Annotated in this window: 16 protein-coding genes; 7 read left to right on the forward strand and 9 right to left on the reverse strand. The window is 73.2% G+C overall.

All coding sequences use genetic code 11. From position 1 onward, the window contains the following. Position 1: 1 nt before the first annotated feature. From DEJ46_RS25670 to DEJ46_RS25680, 3 genes are read right to left on the reverse strand one after another with little or no spacing between them, the layout of a single operon-like run. Positions 2-937, reverse strand: coding sequence for a hydroxymethylglutaryl-CoA lyase (locus DEJ46_RS25670; RefSeq protein WP_150270009.1), 936 nt, complete (start codon positions 935-937; stop codon positions 2-4). Beyond that, positions 934-2,868: a biotin carboxylase N-terminal domain-containing protein gene (locus tag DEJ46_RS25675; RefSeq protein WP_150270011.1), complete on the reverse strand. Its 1,935-nt coding sequence runs from the start codon at positions 2,866-2,868 to the stop codon at positions 934-936. Before DEJ46_RS25675 ends, DEJ46_RS25670 begins: the two co-directional genes overlap by 4 nt. Positions 2,869-2,882: 14 nt before the next feature. Beyond that, positions 2,883-4,490, reverse strand: a complete 1,608-nt coding sequence (locus DEJ46_RS25680; protein WP_150270013.1) for a carboxyl transferase domain-containing protein — start codon at positions 4,488-4,490, stop codon at positions 2,883-2,885. An 87-nt stretch (positions 4,491-4,577) separates the two neighbouring features. Between DEJ46_RS25680 and DEJ46_RS25685 the strand changes: the two genes are divergently transcribed. Further along, positions 4,578-5,195: a TetR/AcrR family transcriptional regulator gene (locus DEJ46_RS25685; protein ID WP_150270015.1), complete on the forward strand. Its 618-nt coding sequence runs from the start codon at positions 4,578-4,580 to the stop codon at positions 5,193-5,195. A gap of 122 nt (positions 5,196-5,317) precedes the next feature. Next, positions 5,318-6,094 (forward strand): phosphatase, encoded by a 777-nt coding sequence (locus DEJ46_RS25690; protein WP_150270017.1) that lies wholly within the window; start codon positions 5,318-5,320, stop codon positions 6,092-6,094. On the opposite strand, the gene DEJ46_RS25695 is transcribed toward DEJ46_RS25690, so the two are convergent. From DEJ46_RS25695 to DEJ46_RS25710, 4 genes are all read right to left on the reverse strand, one after another. Next, on the reverse strand, positions 6,091-6,909 hold the full coding sequence (locus DEJ46_RS25695) for an alpha/beta fold hydrolase (protein ID WP_150270018.1): 819 nt from the start codon (positions 6,907-6,909) through the stop codon (positions 6,091-6,093). The two genes, DEJ46_RS25690 and DEJ46_RS25695, sit on opposite strands and share 4 nt — an antisense overlap. 63 nt (positions 6,910-6,972) lie before the next feature. Next, on the reverse strand, positions 6,973-7,845 hold the full coding sequence (locus DEJ46_RS25700; RefSeq protein ID WP_150270020.1) for an acyl-CoA thioesterase: 873 nt from the start codon (positions 7,843-7,845) through the stop codon (positions 6,973-6,975). Beyond that, positions 7,846-9,003, reverse strand: coding sequence for an acyl-CoA dehydrogenase family protein (locus tag DEJ46_RS25705; RefSeq protein WP_150270021.1), 1,158 nt, complete (start codon positions 9,001-9,003; stop codon positions 7,846-7,848). It lies immediately after the preceding gene. An 82-nt stretch (positions 9,004-9,085) separates the two neighbouring features. Beyond that, positions 9,086-10,252 (reverse strand): helix-turn-helix domain-containing protein, encoded by a 1,167-nt coding sequence (locus DEJ46_RS25710; protein WP_150270023.1) that lies wholly within the window; start codon positions 10,250-10,252, stop codon positions 9,086-9,088. Positions 10,253-10,415: 163 nt separating this feature from the next. Between DEJ46_RS25710 and DEJ46_RS25715 the strand changes: the two genes are divergently transcribed. Beyond that, on the forward strand, positions 10,416-11,024 hold the full coding sequence (locus tag DEJ46_RS25715; protein ID WP_150270025.1) for a hypothetical protein: 609 nt from the start codon (positions 10,416-10,418) through the stop codon (positions 11,022-11,024). A 116-nt stretch (positions 11,025-11,140) separates the two neighbouring features. Further along, a complete protein-coding gene (locus tag DEJ46_RS25720; RefSeq protein ID WP_150270027.1) occupies positions 11,141-12,163 on the forward strand; it encodes a hypothetical protein in 1,023 nt (340 codons plus the stop codon). A 4-nt stretch (positions 12,164-12,167) separates the two neighbouring features. Here the strand turns inward: DEJ46_RS25720 and DEJ46_RS25725 are convergent, their stop codons facing one another. Continuing rightward, positions 12,168-13,670 (reverse strand): PucR family transcriptional regulator, encoded by a 1,503-nt coding sequence (locus DEJ46_RS25725; RefSeq protein ID WP_223835080.1) that lies wholly within the window; start codon positions 13,668-13,670, stop codon positions 12,168-12,170. 118 nt (positions 13,671-13,788) lie between these two features. Here DEJ46_RS25725 and speB point away from each other — a divergent pair, with 118 nt between their 5' ends. Both speB and DEJ46_RS25735 read left to right on the forward strand, forming a co-directional pair. After that, a complete protein-coding gene (speB, locus tag DEJ46_RS25730) occupies positions 13,789-14,766 on the forward strand; it encodes an agmatinase (RefSeq protein WP_150270030.1) in 978 nt (325 codons plus the stop codon). 81 nt (positions 14,767-14,847) lie between these two features. Beyond that, positions 14,848-16,530, forward strand: coding sequence for a thiamine pyrophosphate-binding protein (locus DEJ46_RS25735; RefSeq protein WP_150270032.1), 1,683 nt, complete (start codon positions 14,848-14,850; stop codon positions 16,528-16,530). A gap of 41 nt (positions 16,531-16,571) precedes the next feature. Here the strand turns inward: DEJ46_RS25735 and DEJ46_RS25740 are convergent, their stop codons facing one another. Beyond that, positions 16,572-16,943 (reverse strand): hypothetical protein, encoded by a 372-nt coding sequence (locus DEJ46_RS25740; protein ID WP_150270034.1) that lies wholly within the window; start codon positions 16,941-16,943, stop codon positions 16,572-16,574. Positions 16,944-17,115: 172 nt separating this feature from the next. Here DEJ46_RS25740 and DEJ46_RS25745 point away from each other — a divergent pair, with 172 nt between their 5' ends. Beyond that, positions 17,116-20,856 carry an ABC transporter ATP-binding protein gene (locus DEJ46_RS25745; RefSeq protein WP_150270036.1) on the forward strand — a complete coding sequence of 1,247 codons (3,741 nt, stop codon included), beginning with the start codon at positions 17,116-17,118 and terminating at the stop codon, positions 20,854-20,856. Positions 20,857-20,881: the final 25 nt, after the last annotated feature.

Here is a 20,881-nt window from a genome sequence, read left to right on the forward strand (position 1 = left end):
GTCACTCCTTGTGGGAGAGGGCGCGGACGGTACGGGAAGGGCTGGGCCGGCCCAGCTGTTCGGCCATCCACCCGCTCGTGGCGGTGAGGGCGGCCAGATCGACCCCGGTCTCGATGCCGAGACCGTCGAGCATCCACACGAGATCCTCGGTGGCGAGATTGCCGGTCGCGCTCTTCGCGTACGGGCAGCCGCCGAGGCCGCCGGCGGAGGCGTCGACCGTCGTCACCCCGTGCCGCAGCGCGGCGAGGGTGTTGGACAGGGCCTGCCCGTAGGTGTCGTGGAAGTGCACGGCGATACGGGAGGTGGGGACCCCGGCCTCGTTCAGCGCGGTCAGGAGCGCCTGGACGTGGCCCGGGGTGGCGACGCCGATCGTGTCGCCGAGGCTCAGCTCGTCGCAGCCCATCTCGGCGAGGGCCTTCGTGACGCGGACGACCTGCTCGATCGGGACGGCGCCCTCCCAGGGGTCGCCGAAGCACATCGAGAGGTAGCCGCGGACCTTGAGGCCCGCCTCTATGGCGCGGGTGACGGTCGGCGCGAAGAGCGCGAGCGCCTCGTCGACGGTCCGGTTGAGGTTGGCCTTCGCGAAGGACTCGGTCGCGGAGGCGAAGACCGCGATCTCCCGCGCCCCGAGCGCGAGCGCCCGGTCGAGGCCGCGCTCGTTCGGCACGAGGACCGGGAGGCGGACGGGCAGGTCGCGGACGAGCGGGAACAGCTCCTCGGCGTCGGCCAGCTGGGGCACCCACTTCGGGTGCACGAAGCTGGTCGCCTCGACGGTGTCCAGACCGGCGGCGGCGAGCCGCCGGACGAACTCCGCCTTCACGGCGGTCGGGACGGCCGTCTTCTCGTTCTGCAGACCGTCGCGGGCGCCGACCTCGTGGATCCGGACCCGGGAGGGCAGGGAGGGGTCGGCGACCGTCATGGGCAGGCCGGTGGTCATGCGTCCTCCTCCTCGCGGGGCGTCACCACGGCCAGGATCTGGTCCATGGCGACGGTGGTGCCGGGCGTGACGTCGAGCTCGGTGACCGTGCCGGCGTGCGGGGCGGAGATGACGTGCTCCATCTTCATCGCCTCGACGACGAGCAGACTCTGCCCGGCCTCTACCTCGTCCCCGACGGCGACCTTGACGACGGTGACGGTCCCGGGCATCGGCGCGGCGAGCGTGTCGGCCCCGCCGTGCCTCGCCCCGCTGAGCGCGGCCTCGACGGGGTCGTGGTCGAGCACGTGCCAGGAGTCGCCGTCGCGGCCCAGCCAGGAACCGGCGCGCCGGAAGTGATGGGTGATCCCGTCCAGGGTCACGGTCACCGCGGTGTCCGTGACGCGCGCCCCGGCGGGGGCGTCGACCGTGACGGGTTCGAGGCCCGGCACGCGGAAGGGGAAGGCGAGCCGCTTGGGCGTGCCGCCGAGCCGGAAGCCGTTCGGCACCGAGAACGGGTCCGTCCAGCCCTCCCGGGGCTCCGCGGCCAGCCCGGCGAGCCGCACGGCCGCGGCAGCCGCGTACACCTCGTCCGGGACGCCCTCGGGGACCAGGCTCTCCGCGTCCCGTTCCACCAGGCCCGTGTCGAGGTCGCCCGCGATCACGTCCTCGTGCGCCAGGAGGCGGCGCAGGAAGCCCGCGTTCGTCGGGACGCCGAGGGTGACCGTGTCCGCGAGGGCCGCGCGCAGCTTGCGGAGGGCCGTCGGGCGGTCCTGCGCGTGGACGATGACCTTCGACAGCATCGGGTCGTAGAGGGACGAGACCTCCGTGCCCTGGGACAGACCCGAGTCCGTACGGACGCCGTTCCCCTGCGGCTCGTCCAGCGCGAGGACCGTGCCGCCCGAGGGGAGGAAGCCCCGCGAGGGGTCCTCCGCGCAGATGCGGGCCTCGATCGCCCAGCCGGTCAGGTGGATGCCGTCCTGGGTGAAGGGGAGCGGCTCGCCGGCGGCCACCCGCAGCTGCCACTCCACCAGGTCGATGCCGGTGATCAGCTCGGTCACCGGGTGTTCGACCTGGAGACGGGTGTTCATCTCCATGAAGTAGTACGCCGACGGGTCGCCGCCCGGCACGATGAACTCGACCGTGCCCGCGCCCACATAGCCGCAGGACCGCGCCGCCTCGACCGCAGCCGCACCCATGGAGGCGCGGATCTCGGGGGTGAGGAGGACGCTCGGCGCCTCCTCGATGATCTTCTGGTGGCGGCGCTGGAGCGAGCACTCGCGCTCGCCGAGGTGCACCACGTTCCCGTGGGTGTCGGCGAGGACCTGGATCTCGATGTGCCGGGGCCGGTCGATCCACCGCTCCACGAGCAGCGTGTCGTCGCCGAAGGACGCGCGGGCCTCGCGGCGGGCGGCCGCGATCTCCTCCTCCAGGACCGACAGGTCCCGGACGAGCCGCATGCCCTTGCCGCCGCCGCCGGCGGACGGCTTGAGCAGGACGGGAGCGCCCAGCTCGCGGGCCGCCTCGGCCAGTTCGGGATCGGCGGCGCCGGGGACGACGGGCACGCCCGCCGTCTTCACGGTCTCCTTCGCCCGGATCTTGTCGCCCATCAGGGAGATCGCCTCGGCGGTCGGGCCGATGAAGACCAGACCGGCGTCGGCGCAGGCCCGCGCGAAGGCGGCGTTCTCCGCGAGGAAGCCGTAGCCCGGGTGCACGGCCTGTGCCCCGGTGCGGGCGGCGGCGTCGAGGAGGGCCGGAACCGACAGGTAGGACTCGGAGGCCGGCGGCGGACCGATCCGTACCGCCGTGTCCGCCTCACGGACGTGCCGGGCGTCGGCGTCCGCATCGCTGTAGACGGCCACCGAGCGCACACCGAGCTCCCGCAGGGTGCGGATGACGCGGACGGCGATCTCGCCCCGGTTGGCCACGAGGACGGTGTCGAACATGCTGTGCATCTCCTGAGGGCCCTTCACATCCGGAAGACGCCGAACTGGGGGTCACCCAGGGGCGCGTTGGCACAGGCGGTCAGGGCGAGGCCGAGGACCTGCCGGGTCTCCATGGGGTCGATGACCCCGTCGTCCCACAGCCGGGCCGAGGCGTAGTAGGCGCTGCCCTGGGTCTCGTACTGCTCGCGGATCGGAGCCTTGAAGGCCTCCTCGTCCGCCGCGCTCCAGTCGTCGCCGAGCTGGTCCCGCTTGACCGTCGCGAGGACGGACGCGGCCTGCTCGCCGCCCATGACGGAGATCTTGGCGTTGGGCCACATCCACAGGAAGCGGGGGGAGTACGCGCGGCCGCACATCGAGTAGTTGCCCGCGCCGTACGAACCGCCGACGACGACCGTCAGCTTCGGGACCCGGGTGGTGGCCACGGCCGTCACCATCTTGGCGCCGTGCTTGGCGATGCCGCCGTGCTCGTACGCCTTGCCGACCATGAAGCCGGTGATGTTCTGGAGGAAGACGAGCGGGATCCCGCGCTGGTCGCACAGCTCGATGAAGTGCGCGCCCTTCTGGGCGGACTCGGCGAACAGGATGCCGTTGTTGGCGACGATCCCCACCGGGTGGCCGTGGATCCGGGCGAAGCCGGTGATCAGGGTCTGCCCGTACTCGGACTTGAACTCCTGGAAGCGGGAGCCGTCCACGACGCGGGCGATCACCTCGCGCACGTCGTACGGGGTACGGGAGTCCACCGGCACCGCGCCGTAGAGACCGGCCGGGTCGACCTTCGGCTCCTCGGCCGGCTCGACCGACCAGGGCAGCGGGCCGCGCTCGGGGAGCGTGGCGACGATGTTCCGGACGATGCGCAGGGCGTGGGCGTCGTCCTCGGCGAGGTGGTCGGTGACGCCGGAGATCCGGGAGTGGACCTCGCCGCCGCCCAGCTCCTCCGCCGTGACGACCTCGCCGGTCGCCGCCTTCACGAGCGGCGGACCGCCCAGGAAGATCGTGCCCTGGTTCCGTACGATCACGGCCTCGTCGCTCATCGCCGGGACGTACGCGCCGCCCGCCGTGCACGAGCCGAGGACCGCCGCGATCTGCGGGATGCCCGCGCCGGACATCCGGGCCTGGTTGTAGAAGATCCGGCCGAAGTGCTCCCGGTCCGGGAAGACCTCGTCCTGCATCGGCAGGAAGGCGCCGCCCGAGTCGACCAGGTAGAGGCAGGGGAGACGATTCTCCAGCGCCACCTCCTGGGCGCGCAGGTGCTTCTTCACCGTCATCGGGTAGTACGTGCCGCCCTTGACGGTCGCGTCGTTGGCGACGATCACGCACTCGCGGCCCGAGACCCGGCCGATGCCGGCGATGACCCCGGCGGCGGGCGCCTGGTCGCCGTACATCCCGTTCGCCGCCAGCGGGGCCAGCTCCAGGAAGGGCGAGCCCGGGTCCAGGAGGGTGTCCACCCGGTCCCTCGGCAGCAGCTTCCCGCGCGCCGTGTGCCGGGCGCGGGACTTCTCACCGCCTCCCAGAGCGGCGGCGGCGAGCTTGGCGCGCAGGGTCGCGGCCAGCTCGTGGTGCGCCGACTCGTTGGCCTGCCAGGCCGCGGACGCGGGATCCGCCGCGCTCGTCAGCACAGGTGCCTGCTGCATCCCTCGAGCTCCCTTGCTCGGTTAATGAGCGTTAACGTATGAGGCTCAGGTTAACGACCGCTAACGGGGTTGTCTAGAATCGATCGCATGACCACGAGCCCGACCCCCACCACCACGACGCCGGCTGCCGGTGGCAGGACCGCGGCCCCGACGCGGCGCGAGCAGATCCTCAGGGAGGCCGCCCGCCTGTTCGCCGAGCGCGGCTTCCACGGGGTGGGCGTGGACGAGATAGGGGCGGCCGTCGGCATCAGCGGCCCCGGGCTCTACCGCCACTTCCCCGGCAAGGACGCGATGCTCGCCGAGCTCCTCGTCGGGATCAGCGAGCGGCTCCTCACCGGTGGCCGCATCCGGGTCGGCGAGACCTCCGGCGACCCCGAGGCGGTGCTCGCCTCGCTGGTCGACGGCCACATCGACTTCGCCCTCGACGACCGGCCGCTGATCACGCTGCACGACCGGGAGCTCGACCGCCTCAAGGACGAGGACCGCAAGCGGGTACGGCAGCTCCAGCGGCAGTACGTGGAGCTGTGGGTGGCGGTCGTACGGGAGCTGTACCCGAACTCCTCCGAGAGCGAGGCGCGGACGGCGGTGCACGCGGTCTTCGGCCTCCTGAACTCGACCCCGCACCTGGCGGCGCTCGGCCGCCAGTCGATGGAGGAGCTGCTGCGACGACTGGCTCATGGGGCGTTCGGGGCGCTCCGCGACTGACGCGCTGCCCTGCGGGCCGGCCGTGCCTGCCCTCGGCCCCCCGTGCGGGCTCCCGTTCCGCCCAGCGGGACGAATGCCCACAACGGGGTGGGACCGCCGGGCCACCCGGCAGAATGAACCCCATGCCGATACTCAGCCGCCCCGCCCTTGTCGAGCACCTCGTCCGTACCCGGATCGCCGGAGACGTCGCCACGCCGCGCGACAACAACCTCTCCCACTACAGAAAGCTCGCCAACGGCGACCGGCACTACTGGCTCGGTCTGGAGCTCGGCGACCGCTGGAGCGACGAGCAGGACGTTCTCGCCGTGATGGCCGAGCGGTGCGGCGTCATCGACGACCCGGCCCACCGGGTCGGCCAGGACACCATCGACCCCGAGCTGACCGTCGACGGCCTCGACCGGATGGCCGCCCGGCTCCGCAAGGCCGCCGCCGGCAAGGAACGGGTCCTCTTCGCGACCGGCCACCCCGGCTCGCTCATCGACGTCCACAGCCGCGTCGCCGCGGCGCTGCGCGCCCAGGGCTGCGACATCGTCCGCATCCCCGGCGGGCTGATCGCCGACGAGGGGTACGTCGTGCAGTTCGCCGACGTCGCCGTCTTCGAGCGGGGCGCCACCCTCTGGCACACCCACTCCCCGGAGCCGATGAACGCCATCCTGGACGCCCTCGGCGAGGACGGCCGCCCCGATCTGGTGATCGCGGACCACGGCTGGGCCGGCCGCGCGGGCCAGCGCGGGGTCGACTCCGTCGGTTACGCGGACTGCAACGACCCCGCCCTCTTCATCGGTGAGGCCGAGGGCACGATGCAGGTCACGATCCCGCTCGACGACCATGTGATCGACCCCCGCTACTACGAGCCGATGACGGCGTACACGCTGGAAGCGGCCGGTCTGTCGGCCTAGAGCCCGTCCTGCAGGAAGCGGGTGACGGTGGCCGCGTACTCCTGCGGATGCGTGACGTGGGGGATGTGCCCGGCGCCCTCGAAGGTGTGCCGCCGCGCCTGCGGCAGCGTCGCCGCCAGCCGCTCGAGCACGGTCGAGAACCACGCCGGGCTCGTGGTGCCACCGCACAGCATGACCGGTGCGGTGCAGGCGGAGAGCGCGTCCAGGTCGAGCTCGGCCCAGCCGGGGTCGCTCTGTTCGTCGAGCCAGGTCTGGGCGTGGGTCACGAACGACGCGCGGATCTGTTCGGGGAGCTGGTCCCACATGCCGGGCCCCAGGGCGATCTCCTCCACGAACAGCCGCGCCCCCGGCTCGTTCTCCCCCTTGCGGAGGTGGTCGAGGACGGCGTCGGTCGACGTCATCATCGGCTGCAGCGCGGCCAGCGCGTCGTGGTCGTCGGCCACCACCCCGACCAGGGGCGGCTCGTGGACCACGACACCGCGGAACAGTTCGGGGCGGCGCGCGGCAAGGCCCAGCGTGATGGCGGCGCCGAAGGAGTTGGCGGCGACGCACGCGGAGCCGCCACCCAGCTGTTCGATCAGCGCGGCGAGGTCGTCCTCGTCCTGCCGCCGGGTGCCCTGGCCCGGCGCGTCCGTGCTCTGCCCATGGCCGCGGCGGTCGTAGCGGATCGCCTGGAAGGACGCCTTGATGTCGGCGTCGACGGCGGGCTGCCAGCTCCTGTGGTCGTTCCACGAGCCGTGGACGAGGATCAGGGGTTCACCAGCACCCGTGACCTCGTAGAACAGGTCGACCCCGTTGGCACTCAGCTGCGGCATGCGGCGTTCCTACCAGGGCCGCGCGGCGCCGTGGCCGCCACCGCGCCGCGCCGCTTCACCGCTTCACCCGCGCGGGACGCGAACGACACCCTCCTGGATGACGGAGATCGCGAGCCGCCCGTCCTGCGTGTAGATCCGCGCCTGGCCGAGGCCGCGCCCGCCGGACGCGGTCGGCGACTCCTGGTCGTACAGGAGCCATTCGTCGGCCCGGAAGGGCCGGTGGAACCACATGGCGTGGTCGAGGGAGGCCCCGACCACGTCGCCGACGGCCCAGCCACCGCGCCCGTGCGCGAGCAGGACGGAGTCGAGCAGGGTCATGTCGGAGACGTACGTGGCGAGGACGACGTGCAGCAGGGGGTCGTCGGCCAGCTTGCCGTTGGTGCGGAACCAGACCTGGGAGCGGGGCTCGCGCGGGGTGCCGACCGTCCCCCACGGGGGCGTCTCGGCGTAGCGCAGGTCGACCGCCGCGCGGGCTTCGATCAGCCGGTCCGCGACCTCGCGGGGGAGGTGGCGGGGGAGCATCTCGGCCGGCGTGGGCAGCGACTCCGGGTCCGGGGCGGGCGCCATGTCGACCTGGTGGTCGAGCCCCTCCTCGTACGTCTGGAAGGACGCCGAGAGGTGGAAGATCGGCTGCCCGTGCTGGACGGCGACGACCCGCCGGGTGGTGAAGGAACGGCCGTCGCGGATGCGGTCGACCGTGTAGACGATCGGCGCGCCCGGGTCGCCCGCGCGCAGGAAGTACGCGTGGAGCGAGTGGGCGAGCCGGTCGGCCGGGACGGTCCGCCCCGCCGCCACCAGCGCCTGGGCGGCCACCTGGCCGCCGAAGACGCGGGGGACGATCGAGGGGCGGGACTCGCCCCGGAAGATGTCCTGCTCGATCCGCTCCAGGTCGAGCAGATCGAGCAGGTCATCCAGTGCGTCGTGCGACTGCGGCACTTACAGGCCCATCGACTTCGCGATGATCGACTTCATGATCTCGCTGGTGCCGCCGTAGATGCGGTTGACGCGGTTGTCGGCGTACAGACGGGCGATCGGGTACTCGTTCATGTAGCCGTAGCCGCCGTGCAGCTGGAGGCAGCGGTCGATGACGCGGTGCGCGACCTCGGTGCAGAAGAGCTTGGCGCTCGCGGCCTCGGCCGGGGTCAGCTCGCCGGCGTCCAGGGCCTCCAGGGCGCGGTCGGCGACGGCCTCGGCCGCGTCCACCTCGGCCTGGCAGGCGGCCAGCTCGAACTTGGTGTTCTGGAAGTGCGCGACCGGCTTGCCGAAGACCGTGCGGTCCGTGACGTACTGCTGGGCGAAACGGACGGCGGCCTTGGCCTGGGCGTACGCGCCGAAGGCGATGCCCCAGCGCTCGGAGGCCAGGTTGTGGCCGAGGTAGTAGAAGCCCTTGTTCTCCTCGCCGAGCAGGTCCTCGATCGGCACCTTCACGTCGACGAACGCCAGCTCGGCGGTGTCGGAGGTGCGCAGGCCGAGCTTGTCCAGCTTGCGGCCGATGGAGTAGCCCTCGGACTTGGTGTCCACGGCGAAGAGGGAGATGCCGTGGCGGCGGTCCTCGGCCGTCGGGGCGGACGTGCGGGCGCAGACGATCACGCGGTCGGCGTGGACGCCACCGGTGATGAAGGTCTTGGCGCCGTTGAGGACGTAGTGCGTGCCGTCCTCGGAGAGCTTGGCGGTGGTCTTCATGCCCGCGACGTCGGAGCCGGTGCCCGGCTCGGTCATCGCCAGCGCCCACATCTCCTCGCCGGTGACGAACTTCGGCAGGTAGCGCTTCTTCTGCTCGTCGGTGGAGAGCATCTTGATGTAGGGGAGGGCGAGCAGCACGTGCACGCCGGAGCCGCCGAACTGGACGCCCGCGCGCGAGGTCTCCTCGTACAGGACGGCCTCGAACTTGTGGGTGTCCAGGCCCGCGCCGCCGAACTCCTCGGGCACGTTGATGCCGAAGATGCCCAGCTCACCGAGCTTGTCGTAGAACTCGCGGGGCGCCTGGCCCGCCGCGAACCACTCGTCGTAGACGGGGACGACCTCGGCCTCGATGAAGGCGCGGATGGTCTCCCGGAACGCCTCGTGGTCCTCGTTGAATACGGTACGGCGCACGGTGCGACTCCTCCGGTGTGCGGGGCGGGCCCAGTTTGTCTAAGCGCTTGCTCAGGGTTCTGGATACGAAGTTACCGACCAGTCAACCCCTCTGTCCAGAGCTCGTGCTTGTGATCCAGCGCCTACCGACGGCGTCGTACTCGTGGACCGGCCTCCCCGTGGCCCCGCTCGTACGGAACGGCTTCCCCTCGTCGTCCGCGATCCGGACCGTGCCCGAGCGGCCCTCGGAGCTCCACACCAGCTCCAGGTACCAGCGGCAGTCGCAGCCCGCCGCACCCGCGATGACGAGCAGTTCCTCGGGCTCCGACGCGGTCACCGTGTACGGGAAGGAGACGGCGGGGATCGTCCGGCCCTCGGCACCGGAGGCGTCGTAGCCGTCCAGCGCCCGCGCCACCGGCCGCGGCCGGTCCAGGTCCACCTCGAAACGGCGCGGCGTCACCGCCCCGCCGCACCCGTCGTCCATCCGGTACGCCGCCCACGGGAGCGGCGCGCCCCGCTCCACCACCCGCACGTGCAGCGCCTGGAGCACCACCGCCGCCGCGCCCTTCCCCTGCACCGACACCCGCACCAGCGTCTCCCCGCCGTCCACGGCCCCCTGCGCCGCCGACCAGCTCCGCGCGTCGGCCGCCTCCGGCGGGGGAGGGGGCGTCCGCTCCACGAGGTAGGTGTGCCCGCACCCGTTCTTCCAGATGTCCGCGGCGACCGTCCACGTCAGCGGCGCCGGTGGTTCGGCGGCCCGCTCCCGGGGCTTCCCGGGCATGAGTACGGCTCCGAGCGTCATCGTCCCCACGACCGCCAGCGCCCCGCAGACCACGCCCACCCACCTCCACCGGCGCCTCCGCCGCTCGGACGGGAGGCCCGGCACGCGCCCGTGCACGGGTTCCGGCACGGGATCGGGCGCAGGCTCCGGGGCCGGCCCGGGCGCCGCCTCCGGGGCCGGCTTCGGCGCCGGCCCGGGCCCGGGCGCCGGCGCCGCGCCGGGTTCCGGTGCCGGAGGGCGGCGGGCGCCGTCCGCGCGGGTCCAGGCCGCCTCCAGGGCCCGCCGCTCCTCCTCGTCCGCCCCGCACAGCACGGCGAGGCGGTCGACCACGGTGAACTCCTCCGGGACGGTCGCGCCGGAGCAGTAGCGGTGGAGGGTGGACGCGCTGACGCTCAGGCGCCGGCCCAGCGCCTCGTAACTCCTGCCGTCCCGCGCCTTCAGCGCGCGCACGAGCCGCGCGAACTCCTCGACGGCGGCGTCCTTCGGCATTCCATCCCCCTCGACCCTGCGTCCCACCCTTCACGTCCTTGCACGTCAGCGGGGGTGGAATGGTTCCGGGACGGATGGTGGGCGCGTCACCGTTGCAGGCGGCGGCCGCCGGCCCGACGCTGGTCGAGCACTGACCGAACGACCCGACGGGGGATCCGCCACCATGAACAAGCTCCGTACCGCACTCGCCACCACCGCCGCTGCCGCCCTGGGCCTCGCGGCCCTCGCCACGGCCCCGGCGCAGGCCGCTGCCCAGCCCGCCTTCCTGGCCGCCTCCCAGATGCCGCCGTCGTCGACGCCGTGGACCGCCACCCAGGTCTTCACCGGCGTCCCGGAGAACGGCGGCGCCCTCTGCGCCCCGTACAAGATCCCGGCGCAGAACACCCGCTACCGCGAGTTCACCACCGAGCTCGACACCAACGGCGTCCAGATCACCACCGTCGCCCGCACCGAGGCCGACGCCGTGAAGCTGGTCGACACCCTCCGCAAGGCCCTCGCCGGCTGCGGCCCCCTGCTGGAGCAGCAGAACCCGGGGCTGCAGGCCGTCAGCGCCTCCCACGGCAAGCTCGCCGTCGAGGAGGGTGCCTGGGTCTACAGCCTGGACACCGCCGACCCGCAGATCGGCAACACCGACATCCACCTCTTCTCCGTCGGCCGCGACGGCCGCACCGTCACCCTCGTCCGCTGGGGCCAGATGGGTGACTTCAAGGACGCCCCGCTGACCGCCTTCCGCACGACGACGAAGACCGCCGTCAACAAGCTCTGGTCCTGACGCAGTGTCATGCCGGCGGGCGTTGAACTACTCAGAGTGACTGTCAGGTCGCAGAGTACCTCCAATCGGGGGATACTGGGACATGAGTTTCCGACGTCGGAGCGAAAGGACGCGTCATGGAACTCGAATCCCTCCCTGATGAGGTCATCGCCGAGATCGAGGTACGGGACCGCTGGAGGCGCGCCACGGCCGCCGACGGCCTGGAGTTCCTCGTCACCGACATCGGGAGGTGGCCGCTCGGCAGGACGGTGCGGGTCGCCTTCCTCGACGGGGACGATCAGCTGCACGCGGACATCGCGGAGGCGACGGAGCAGATCACCGGCGCCTGCAACCTGACACTCGACTTCGGGCAGAACGGCGCCGGAACCTTCCGGCGATGGACCACGTCCGATACCGTCCTGGCCGCCGAGATCCGCGTCAGCTTCGACCTGCCGGGCTTCTTCTCCCTGGTGGGCACCGACAGCACCGACAGTGCCATCGGCGCGGGTGGCGGCCCGGTCGGGGGCAACCCCGGCCAGCGCAGCCTGAACCTCGGGCGGTTCGCGGTGAACAGGCCCCCCACGTGGGAGGGCACCGTGCGGCACGAGTTCCTGCACGCGCTGGGGTTCCACCACTCCCACCAGAACATGCGCGGCACGTGCGAGGGCGAGTTCCGCTGGGAGGACGACGTCGGGTACGTCCCCACGCAGGACCCGGCCGGTGTCTTCGTGCCGGACGCCCAGGGCCGGCGCCCCGGCATCTACACCTATCTCGCCGGTGAGCCGAACAAGTGGCCGCGCGCGAAGGTGGATCACAACCTGCGCACCGTCGACGCCCCGGATCTCGTCGCCGGGCCCTTCGACACGAAGTCCGTGATGCTGTACCGCTTCCCGGCCTTCTTCTACAAGTCCACCCCCAGCAGCTGCGCGCCGTCCGGCAACGGGCAGAACCTGTCGGACGGCGACAAGCGCGGCCTCGACCTGCTGTACCCGCACACCATGGGCGCGCTGGCGGACCGTCAGGCCCGTGCCGACGCGGTCCTGGAGTCGCTCGGGGCCGGACCCGAGGGAGTTCCCGGTGCGAACGGCGGCGACCTGGCCGAGGCGTACCGCAGCCGGGTCGAGGAACTGGCCGCCGCCCAGGCCACGGGCGTCCGCTGACCGCTCACCGGGACGTGAGCGCGAACCACAGCTCCATCCGTGCGTCCGGGTCGTCCAGGTCCCGGTCCAGGAGCGCGGTGCAGCGGGCGATCCGCTGACGGACGGTGTTGCGGTGGACGTCCAGCGCCGTCGCCGTCCGGTCCCAGCTGCCGTGCAGCGAGAGCCAGACCCGCAGGGTCTCGGTCAGCGGCTCGGTGAGCGGGGCGAGGAGGGCGCGGGCGTACGCGGCGGCCTCCGCCGGGTCCACGAGCCCCGTGAACCCGGCGGGGCGGTGCCGGGCCAGGGGGGTACGGGACGCCTCCGCGCGCCGCAGGGCCCGTGCGGCCTCGGCGTCGGCCGCGGCGAGGTCCCCGGCGCGGGCGGGGGCGGCGGCCCCGAGCGTCCACCCGGGCTGGGCGGTGAGGGGCGCCGAGGCGGGGAGGAGGAGACGTACGGAGGAAGGGGCGGGTGCCTCGTCGGGTGCGGCTCCGGAGCCGGTCGCGTCGGCCCCCGCCCCCGCGCCCGTGTCCACCAGGGCCGTCCCCAGCGACGCCGCCAGCGAGGCCGCCGCGAACGGGGTGCCGTCGCCGCCGCGGGCGTGGACCACCGTCCAGGGGCCCGGGCCCAGCGCCGCCGCGGCCTCCTCCGGTGCCGCGCCCAGGAGCAGCCGGACCAGGGCCCCGTCCCGTACCGTCACGTCCGCGCCCCGGTGCGGGGCCGTGAGGAGCGAGAGCAGGACCACCGCGACGCCCGCGATCGTGTGGTCGCCCGGGTCGCGCCGCTCCGTCGCCACCCCGAGCGTCAGCCCGTCCCCGCCGCCCAGCGCGTACGCCGCGAGCCGCCGGCCGCCGCCGTCCCCGCTCGCCGAGGCGGGGCCGCCCGGGCGCGGGCCGAGGACGCCCACCAGCTCGCGCAGGGCCCGCGCCGCCTCCGCCGGGATCTCGCGGCCCGCCGCCGCCGACTCCGTACCGTCCGCCCCGAACAGCACCGCCCGCCCGCCGAGCCGGGACGCCAGCGCGCCGAGGACCGCCGGGACCGGGGCAGGCCGGGCGGCGGCCGTCGCGAGGGACTGCTGCGCCTCCGTCACCCGGCGCAGCTCGTGCAGCCTGGCCTCCGCCATCAGCCGCCACAGCGCCCGCGCCACCGCGGTGAACGGCGTCCTCGGCGGGACCTCGACCAGCGGGAGGCCGCGCCGCGCGCAGGCCTCGACGAGCTCCGCCGGGACCGTGTCGTAGACCGGCGTCACACCGAAGCCGAGCGCCGCCGCCCCCGCCTCCACCACCCGCTCCACGTAGTGCGCCGGGTCGGTGAGCTGCACGCCCGCCGTCATGAGCAGCTCGCCGCCGAGGAGGTACGGGTACGGGTCGGCCATCTCCGAGGTGTGCACCCAGTGCAGCGGCACGTCCCCGGAACCGGCGAGCAGCCGGAGCCCGAGGTCCCGGCGGGCGAGCAGCGCGGCCAGCGGGACCGGCGGCGCGGGGGGAGTGGAGCCGGGGTCGGGTGAGGTCGGTGCGCTCGGCGAGCTCATCAGGGTGGACCCTTCGTACATCCGCAGTCCGTACAGTGGAGGGAACGTACACTTCAATGTCGCTTTCGGGCCACTTACTGTCGAGCCGGACCCACCCACACCCCAGGAGGACCCGACCATGAGCAGCAGCGAGCAGAACACCCCGCGCGGACCGATCGACTCGTCCCGCATCCCGCGGTACGCCGGTCCCGCGACGTTCGCGCGGCTGCCGCGACTGGACGAGGTCGGCACCGCCGACGTCGCCGTGGTCGGCGTCCCCTTCGACAGCGGCGTCTCCTACCGCCCCGGCGCCCGCTTCGGCGGCAACGCCATCCGCGAGGCCTCCCGCCTCCTGCGCCCCTACAACCCCGCGCAGGACGCCTCCCCGTTCGCCCTCGCGCAGGTCGCGGACGCCGGTGACATCGCCGCCAACCCGTTCAACATCAACGAGGCCGTCGAGACCGTCGAGGCCGCCGCCGACGAGATCCTCGGCACCGGCGCCCGCATGATGACCCTCGGCGGCGACCACACCATCGCGCTGCCGCTGCTGCGCTCCGTCGCCAAGAAGCACGGCCCCGTCGCCCTGCTCCACTTCGACGCGCACCTCGACACCTGGGACACGTACTTCGGCGCCGAGTACACCCACGGCACGCCGTTCCGCCGGGCCGTCGAGGAGGGCATCCTCGACACCGAGGCGCTCTCCCACGTCGGCACCCGCGGCCCGCTCTACGGCAAGCAGGACCTGACCGACGACGAGAAGATGGGCTTCGGCATCGTCACCTCGGCGGACATCTACCGCCGCGGCGCCGACGAGGTCGCCGACCAGCTCCGCCAGCGCATCGGCAACCGCCCGCTGTACATCTCCATCGACATCGACTGCCTCGACCCGGCCCACGCGCCCGGCACCGGCACCCCCGAGGCCGGCGGCATGACCTCCCGCGAGCTCCTGGAGATCCTGCGCGGCCTCTCCTCCTGCAACCTGGTCTCCGCCGACGTCGTCGAGGTCGCCCCGGCCTACGACCACGCCGAGATCACCGCCGTCGCCGCCTCGCACACCGCGTACGAGCTGACCACGATCATGTCCCGCCAGATCGCGGCGAGCCGCGAGGCGAAGTAACCTCCCCTCCGGCCCGGCGCCCGCCGGGCCGGGCGGGCCGCCCGGCCGCACCCGACCACCGAGCCACGCCCAGAGGGACCGATGACCCACGACCACGACCTGGTGCTGCGTCCCACCGCGGCGCAGACCGCCGCCGCGCTCAACCCCCCGAAGGGCCGCACCGGCGGCGACCTCGTCGTCGAGACGCTCTCCGGCCTCGGCGCGACCACCGTCTTCGGCCTGCCCGGTCAGCACGCGCTCGGCATGTTCGACGCCCTGCGCCGCTCCTCCCTGCGGTACGTCGGCCTCCGCGTCGAGAACAACGCCGGCTTCGCCGCCGACGCCTACGGCCGGATCACCGGCGAGGCGGCCCCGCTGATGCTCTCCACCGGGCCCGGCGCGCTCATGTCGCTCGCCGCGCTCCAGGAGGCGGCCGCCGCCTCGGCGCCGGTGCTCGCGATCGGCAGCCAGATCCCGGTGGCGGGGCTCGGCGGCGGCCGGCACGGCTACCTGCACGAGCTGCGCGACCAGCAGGCCTCCTTCCGGGACGTCGTGAAGTCCGTCCACACGGTCCGTACGCAGTCCCAGATCCCGTCCGCGATCGCGGCGGCCTGGGAGTCGGCGCTGACGGCCCCGCACGGGCCGGTGTGGGTGGAGATCCCGCAGGACGTGCTCCTCGCGGAGACCCCGCTGCCCGTGGTCACGGCGATGGACGCGACGCCCGAGGAGGCCGCCCCGCGCCCCGAGCTCACGGCCGTCGCGGCCGACCTGCTGACGAAGGCCGCCCGGCCCGTGATCATCGCCGGCGGCGGAGTCGTACGCTCCGACGCCTCCGGCAAGCTCCGCGCGCTCGCCGAGCGGATCGACGCGCCCGTCGTCACCACCTTCGGCGGCAAGGGCGCCTTCCCCTGGACGCACCCGCTCTCGCTCCAGTCCTGGCTGGAGGACCGGCACACCACCGACTTCCTGGAGGACGCCGACGTCCTCCTCGTCGTCGGCTCCGGTCTCGGCGAGCTGTCCTCGAACTACCACACCTTCGCCCCGCGCGGCCGGGTGATCCAGATCGAGGCCGACGCCGGGAAGCTGGAGTCCAACCACCCGGCGCTCGGCATCCACGCGGACGCCCGGCTCGCCCTCCAGGCGCTCCTGGAGACGGTCGGCGAGCGCACCGACCCGACCGCCCCCGAGCGGGTCGCTGCCGTCCTGGGCAAGGTCAGGGACCGGATCGACGCCCAGGGCCTCGGCCTGGAGCAGCGGATCGTCGCGGCGGTGCGCGAGGCGCTCCCGGACCGGGCCCCGAGCTTCTGGGACATGACGATCCTGTCGTACTGGGCGTGGTCGGCCTTCGACGCCCGGCACCCGAACACGATGCACTCCGCCCAGGGCGCCGGCGGCCTCGGCTACGCCTTCCCCGCCGCCCTCGGCGCGGCCGTCGCGGACCCGTCCGCCCCGGTCCTCGCGGTCTCCGGCGACGGGGGCGCGATGTACTCGATCGCGGAGCTGGCGGCGGCGAAGCAGTACGGCCTCGACGTGACGTGGCTGATCGTCGACGACGGCGGCTACGGCATCCTGCGGGAGTACATGACGGACTCCTTCGGCGAGACCACGGGCACCGAGCTCACCCGCCCGGACTTCGTCGCGCTCGCCGAGTCCTTCGGCGTCCCGGCGACCCTGACGAGCCCGGAGACGCTGGCGGGGGACCTCGCGACGGCCCTGGCGGCTCCCGGCCCGTCGGTGGTGGTCCTCCCGGCCCTGCTGCGGATGTTCGAGCCGACCCACCTCTGAGCCGGACCCCTGTGCCCCCGGACCTCCGGGGGCACCTCTCCTCAGGCGAACAGCGCCCCGTATTTCGCCTTGTACGCGCTCAGCTGCTCGTTGTAGCCGTCGCTGAACAGGGCGAAGTCGGTCTTGTCGCGGGCCCGCGACGGAATCCCCTTCGACGGGATGAACGTCGGGATGCCCTGGAAGACCTCCGTCGCCGCCTTCGCGTGCGCCTCGCCCCGCACCACGGCCGCCACGACGTGCTCGCCCGTCAGCCTGAGATGCTCGCGCAGCTTGTTCTGGGGCGCCTTGGCCGTCTCGTGCAGCACCCCGGTCTCCGCGAGTCTGTTGGTCCGTGCCCCGATGCTCTCCAGCGTGCGCAGCGCGGCGTGGAGCTGCCCGCACAGATACGCCGGCCTGCGCTCGGCCTCCGACATGTCGCCCCCTCCTGGCGTCGAGTGCGCCGCCTCGTGGCGGCCCGTGATCCCTACCCCGTCCGCCCCGGCGGGGAACACGCGGCTCCGGGGCCGTGAATTGTTGCAGCGGGATGAAATCGCAGCCCAGCCGTGTTGGGCCTTCCGGTAGAGAAGGACGAACGGGAGGCCACTCGTGGCGGCGGCGGGGCAGAAACAGACGGAAGAACGTCAACAGGGCTGGGCACGCAGGCTGACCGGCTACGCCTGGCACTACAAGGCCAACGTGGTGCTCGCGCTGGGGTCGTCGCTCCTCGGCATGGCCGTCCTCGCCCTCGTGCCGCTCGTCACCAAGGTGATCATCGACGACGTCATCGGGACCAAGACCCGGGACCTCGGCGTCTGGACCGGGCTCCTCATGGGCGCCGCCGTCCTCGTGTACGCCCTTACCTACGTGCGCCGCTACTACGGCGGCCGCCTCGCCCTCGACGTGCAGCACGACCTCCGTACCGACATGTACAGGACCGTCACCCGCCTCGACGGGCGGCGCCAGGACGAGCTGTCCACCGGGCAGGTCGTCGGCCGCGCCACCAGCGACCTCCAACTGATCCAGGGCCTTCTCTTCATGCTCCCGATGACGATCGGGAACATCCTGCTCTTCGTCATCTCGCTGGCCGTCATGGCCTGGCTCTCCATCCCCCTCACCCTCGTCGCCCTCGCCGTCGCCCCCGCCCTCTGGTTCATCGCCAAGCGCAGCCGCACCCGCCTCCACCCGGCCACCTGGCACGCCCAGCAGCAGGCCGGCGTGGTCGCCGGCGTCGTCGACGGCGCCGTGACCGGCGTCCGGGTCGTCAAGGGATTCGGCCAGGAGGACCAGGAGACCGGCAAGATCCGGGAGGCCGGGCGGAAGCTCTTCGCCGGGCGCCTGCGGACGGTCCGGCTGAACGCCAAGTACACCCCCGCGCTCCAGGCCGTGCCCGCCCTCGGCCAGGTCGCCGTCCTCGCCCTCGGCGGCTGGCTCGCCTACCGCGGCCAGATCACCCTCGGCACCTTCGTCGCCTTCTCCGCCTACCTGGCGTCCCTCGTCGGCCCGGTCCGGATGCTCGCCATGGTCCTCACCGTCGGCCAGCAGGCCCGCGCGGGCGTCGAGCGGGTCCTCGACCTCGTCGACACCGAGCCCGTCATCCAGGACGGGACGAAGGAGCTCCCGGCCGACGCCCCGGCGACCGTCGAGTTCGACGACGTGAGCTTCGCCTACGACGAGGGACGGCCCGTCCTCGACGGCTTCTCCCTGGAGATCCGCTCCGGCGAGACCGTCGCCGTCGTCGGCGCCTCCGGCTCCGGCAAGTCCACCGTCTCGCTCCTCCTGCCCCGCTTCTACGACGTCACCCACGGCGCCGTCCTCGTCGGCGGCCACGACGTCCGCGAGCTCACCCTCGACTCCCTGCGCGCCGCGATCGGGCTCGTCCCGGAGGACTCGTTCCTCTTCTCCGACACGGTCCGCGCCAACATCGCGTACGGCGCCCCCGACGCCACCCAGGAGCAGATCGAGACCGCCGCCCGCGCCGCCCAGGCCGACCGGTTCATCGCCGAGCTGCCCGAGGGGTACGACACCAAGGTCGGCGAGCACGGCCTCACCCTCTCCGGCGGCCAGCGCCAGCGCGTCGCCCTCGCCCGCGCGATCCTCACCGACCCCCGGCTCCTCCTCCTCGACGACGCCACCTCCGCCGTCGACGCCAAGGTCGAGCACGAGATCCACGAGGCCCTGAAGTCGGTCATGGCGGGCCGTACGACCCTCCTCATCGCCCACCGCCGCTCCACCCTCGGCCTCGCCGACCGCATCGCCGTCCTCGACGACGGGCGGCTCTCCGACATCGGCACCCACGAGGAGCTGGAGGAGCGCTCCGCGCTCTACCGCCGCCTCCTCACCGACCCCGACGAGCTCGGCGCCGTCTCGCCGGGCCACGTGCTCCCCGCCGAGGTCCCCGAGGACGCCACGCTGCGGGCCGAGCTCGACGCCGAGTTCGACGCCGAGCGCGGCATCACCCCGGCCCTGTGGGTACGGGACGCGGGCACCGCCGAGCAGAGCCCGGCCCCCGGAGCCACCCCCGAGCTGCTCGCCGCCGTCGAGGCCCTGCCGCCCGCCGACGACACCCCCGGCATCGACGAGTCCCGCGCGGTCTCGCCCGAGGACAGCTACGGCCTGCGCCGGCTGCTCCGCGGCTTCGGCGTCCCGCTCCTCATCAGCCTCGGCCTGGTCGCCCTCGACGCGAGCGCCGGTCTCCTGCTTCCCGTCCTGATCCGGCACGGCATCGACGAGGGCGTGAACCGGCTCGCGATCGGCGCCGTCTGGGCGGCCTCCGCGCTCGCCCTGGTCACCGTGCTCGTGCAGTGGGTCGCGCAGACCGCCGAGACCCGGATGACGGGCCGCACCGGCGAGCGGGTCCTCTACGCCCTGCGCCTGAAGCTCTTCGCCCAGCTCCAGCGGCTCGGCCTGGACTACTACGAGCGCGAGCTCACCGGCCGGATCATGACCCGCATGACCACGGACGTGGACGCGCTCTCCACCTTCCTCCAGACGGGGCTGGTCACCGCCTTCGTCTCGGTCGTGACCTTCTTCGGAATCATGGTCGCGCTGCTCGTGCTCGACCTCCAGCTCGCCCTGGTCGTCTTCGCGACCCTGCCGGTCCTCGCCGTCGCCACGTACTTCTTCCGCCGGTCGAGCGTGAAGGCGTACGAGCTGGCGCGCGAGCGGATCAGCGTCGTCAACGCCGACCTCCAGGAGTCGGTCTCCGGACTGCGGATCGTCCAGGCCTTCCGCCGCGAGCACGCGGGCGTGGAGCGCTTCGCCGCCCGCAGCGACGAGTACCGCGAGGCGCGCGTCCGCGGTCAGTGGCTGATATCGATCTACTTCCCCTTCGTGACCCTGCTGTCCTCGGTGGCCGCCGCCGCCGTCATGATCGTCGGCGCGAACCGCATCGACGGCGGCACCCTGACCACCGGCGCGCTCGTCGCCTACCTCCTCTACATCGACCTGTTCTTCGCCCCCGTCCAGCAGCTCTCGCAGGTCTTCGACGGCTACCAGCAGGCCGCGGTCTCGCTGAAGCGGATGCAGGAGCTGCTCCAGGAGCCGACGTCGACGGCCGCCGCCGACGCGCCCCGGGACGTGAAGTCGCTGCGCGGCGAGATCGCCTTCGAGGACGTGTCGTTCGCGTACGACTCCAAGGAAGAGGCCCTCACCGGCATCGACCTGCGGATCCCGGCCGGGCAGACCGTCGCCTTCGTCGGCGAGACCGGCGCGGGCAAGTCGACGCTCGTCAAGCTGGTCGCGCGGTTCTACGACCCGACGGGCGGCCGGGTCACCGCCGACGGCACCGACCTGCGGGACCTGGACCTCACCGCGTACCGCCACCGGCTCGGGGTCGTCCCCCAGGAGGCGTACCTCTTCGCCGGGACCGTCCGGGACGCCATCGCCTACGGCCGCCCCGAGGCGACCGACGCGGAGGTCGAGGCGGCGGCCCGCGCGGTCGGCGCGCACGACATGATCGCCACGCTCGACGGCGGCTACCTCCACGAGGTCGCCGAGCGCGGCCGGAACCTGTCGGCGGGGCAGCGCCAGCTCATCGCGCTCGCCCGCGCCGAGCTCGTCGACCCGGACGTCCTGCTCCTCGACGAGGCCACGGCGGCCCTGGACCTCGCCACCGAGGCACAGGTCAACCAGGCCACCGACCGGCTCGCGGGCCGTCGGACGACGCTGGTCGTCGCCCACCGCCTGACCACCGCGGCCCGCGCCGACCGGGTCGTCGTGATGGACCACGGGCGGGTCGCGGAGGACGGGACCCACGACGAACTGCTCGCCCTCGGCGGCCGGTACGCGGCGCTGTGGAGCACCTTCATCGGCGAGGCCGTGGACGAGGAGGAGCCGGAGCGCGTGTGAGTACGGGCCGTCCGCCCGGATGAGT

The organism is Streptomyces venezuelae (assembly GCF_008642375.1).
GTDB classification, from domain to species: Bacteria; Actinomycetota; Actinomycetes; order Streptomycetales; family Streptomycetaceae; genus Streptomyces; species Streptomyces venezuelae_G.

What these genes read in the sequence shown, in the direction of transcription:
- DEJ46_RS25670 (WP_150270009.1), bottom strand. Translation starts at nt 937, where the DNA reads ATGACCACCGGCCTGCCCATGACGGTCGCCGACCCCTCCCTGCCCTCC.
- DEJ46_RS25675 (WP_150270011.1), bottom strand. Translation starts at nt 2,868, where the DNA reads ATGCACAGCATGTTCGACACCGTCCTCGTGGCCAACCGGGGCGAGATC.
- DEJ46_RS25680 (WP_150270013.1), bottom strand. Translation starts at nt 4,490, where the DNA reads ATGCAGCAGGCACCTGTGCTGACGAGCGCGGCGGATCCCGCGTCCGCG.
- DEJ46_RS25685 (WP_150270015.1), top strand. Translation starts at nt 4,578, where the DNA reads ATGACCACGAGCCCGACCCCCACCACCACGACGCCGGCTGCCGGTGGC.
- DEJ46_RS25690 (WP_150270017.1), top strand. Translation starts at nt 5,318, where the DNA reads ATGCCGATACTCAGCCGCCCCGCCCTTGTCGAGCACCTCGTCCGTACC.
- DEJ46_RS25695 (WP_150270018.1), bottom strand. Translation starts at nt 6,909, where the DNA reads ATGCCGCAGCTGAGTGCCAACGGGGTCGACCTGTTCTACGAGGTCACG.
- DEJ46_RS25710 (WP_150270023.1), bottom strand. Translation starts at nt 10,252, where the DNA reads ATGCCGAAGGACGCCGCCGTCGAGGAGTTCGCGCGGCTCGTGCGCGCG.
- DEJ46_RS25715 (WP_150270025.1), top strand. Translation starts at nt 10,416, where the DNA reads ATGAACAAGCTCCGTACCGCACTCGCCACCACCGCCGCTGCCGCCCTG.
- DEJ46_RS25720 (WP_150270027.1), top strand. Translation starts at nt 11,141, where the DNA reads ATGGAACTCGAATCCCTCCCTGATGAGGTCATCGCCGAGATCGAGGTA.
- DEJ46_RS25725 (WP_223835080.1), bottom strand. Translation starts at nt 13,670, where the DNA reads ATGAGCTCGCCGAGCGCACCGACCTCACCCGACCCCGGCTCCACTCCC.
- speB (WP_150270030.1), top strand. Translation starts at nt 13,789, where the DNA reads ATGAGCAGCAGCGAGCAGAACACCCCGCGCGGACCGATCGACTCGTCC.
- DEJ46_RS25735 (WP_150270032.1), top strand. Translation starts at nt 14,848, where the DNA reads ATGACCCACGACCACGACCTGGTGCTGCGTCCCACCGCGGCGCAGACC.
- DEJ46_RS25740 (WP_150270034.1), bottom strand. Translation starts at nt 16,943, where the DNA reads ATGTCGGAGGCCGAGCGCAGGCCGGCGTATCTGTGCGGGCAGCTCCAC.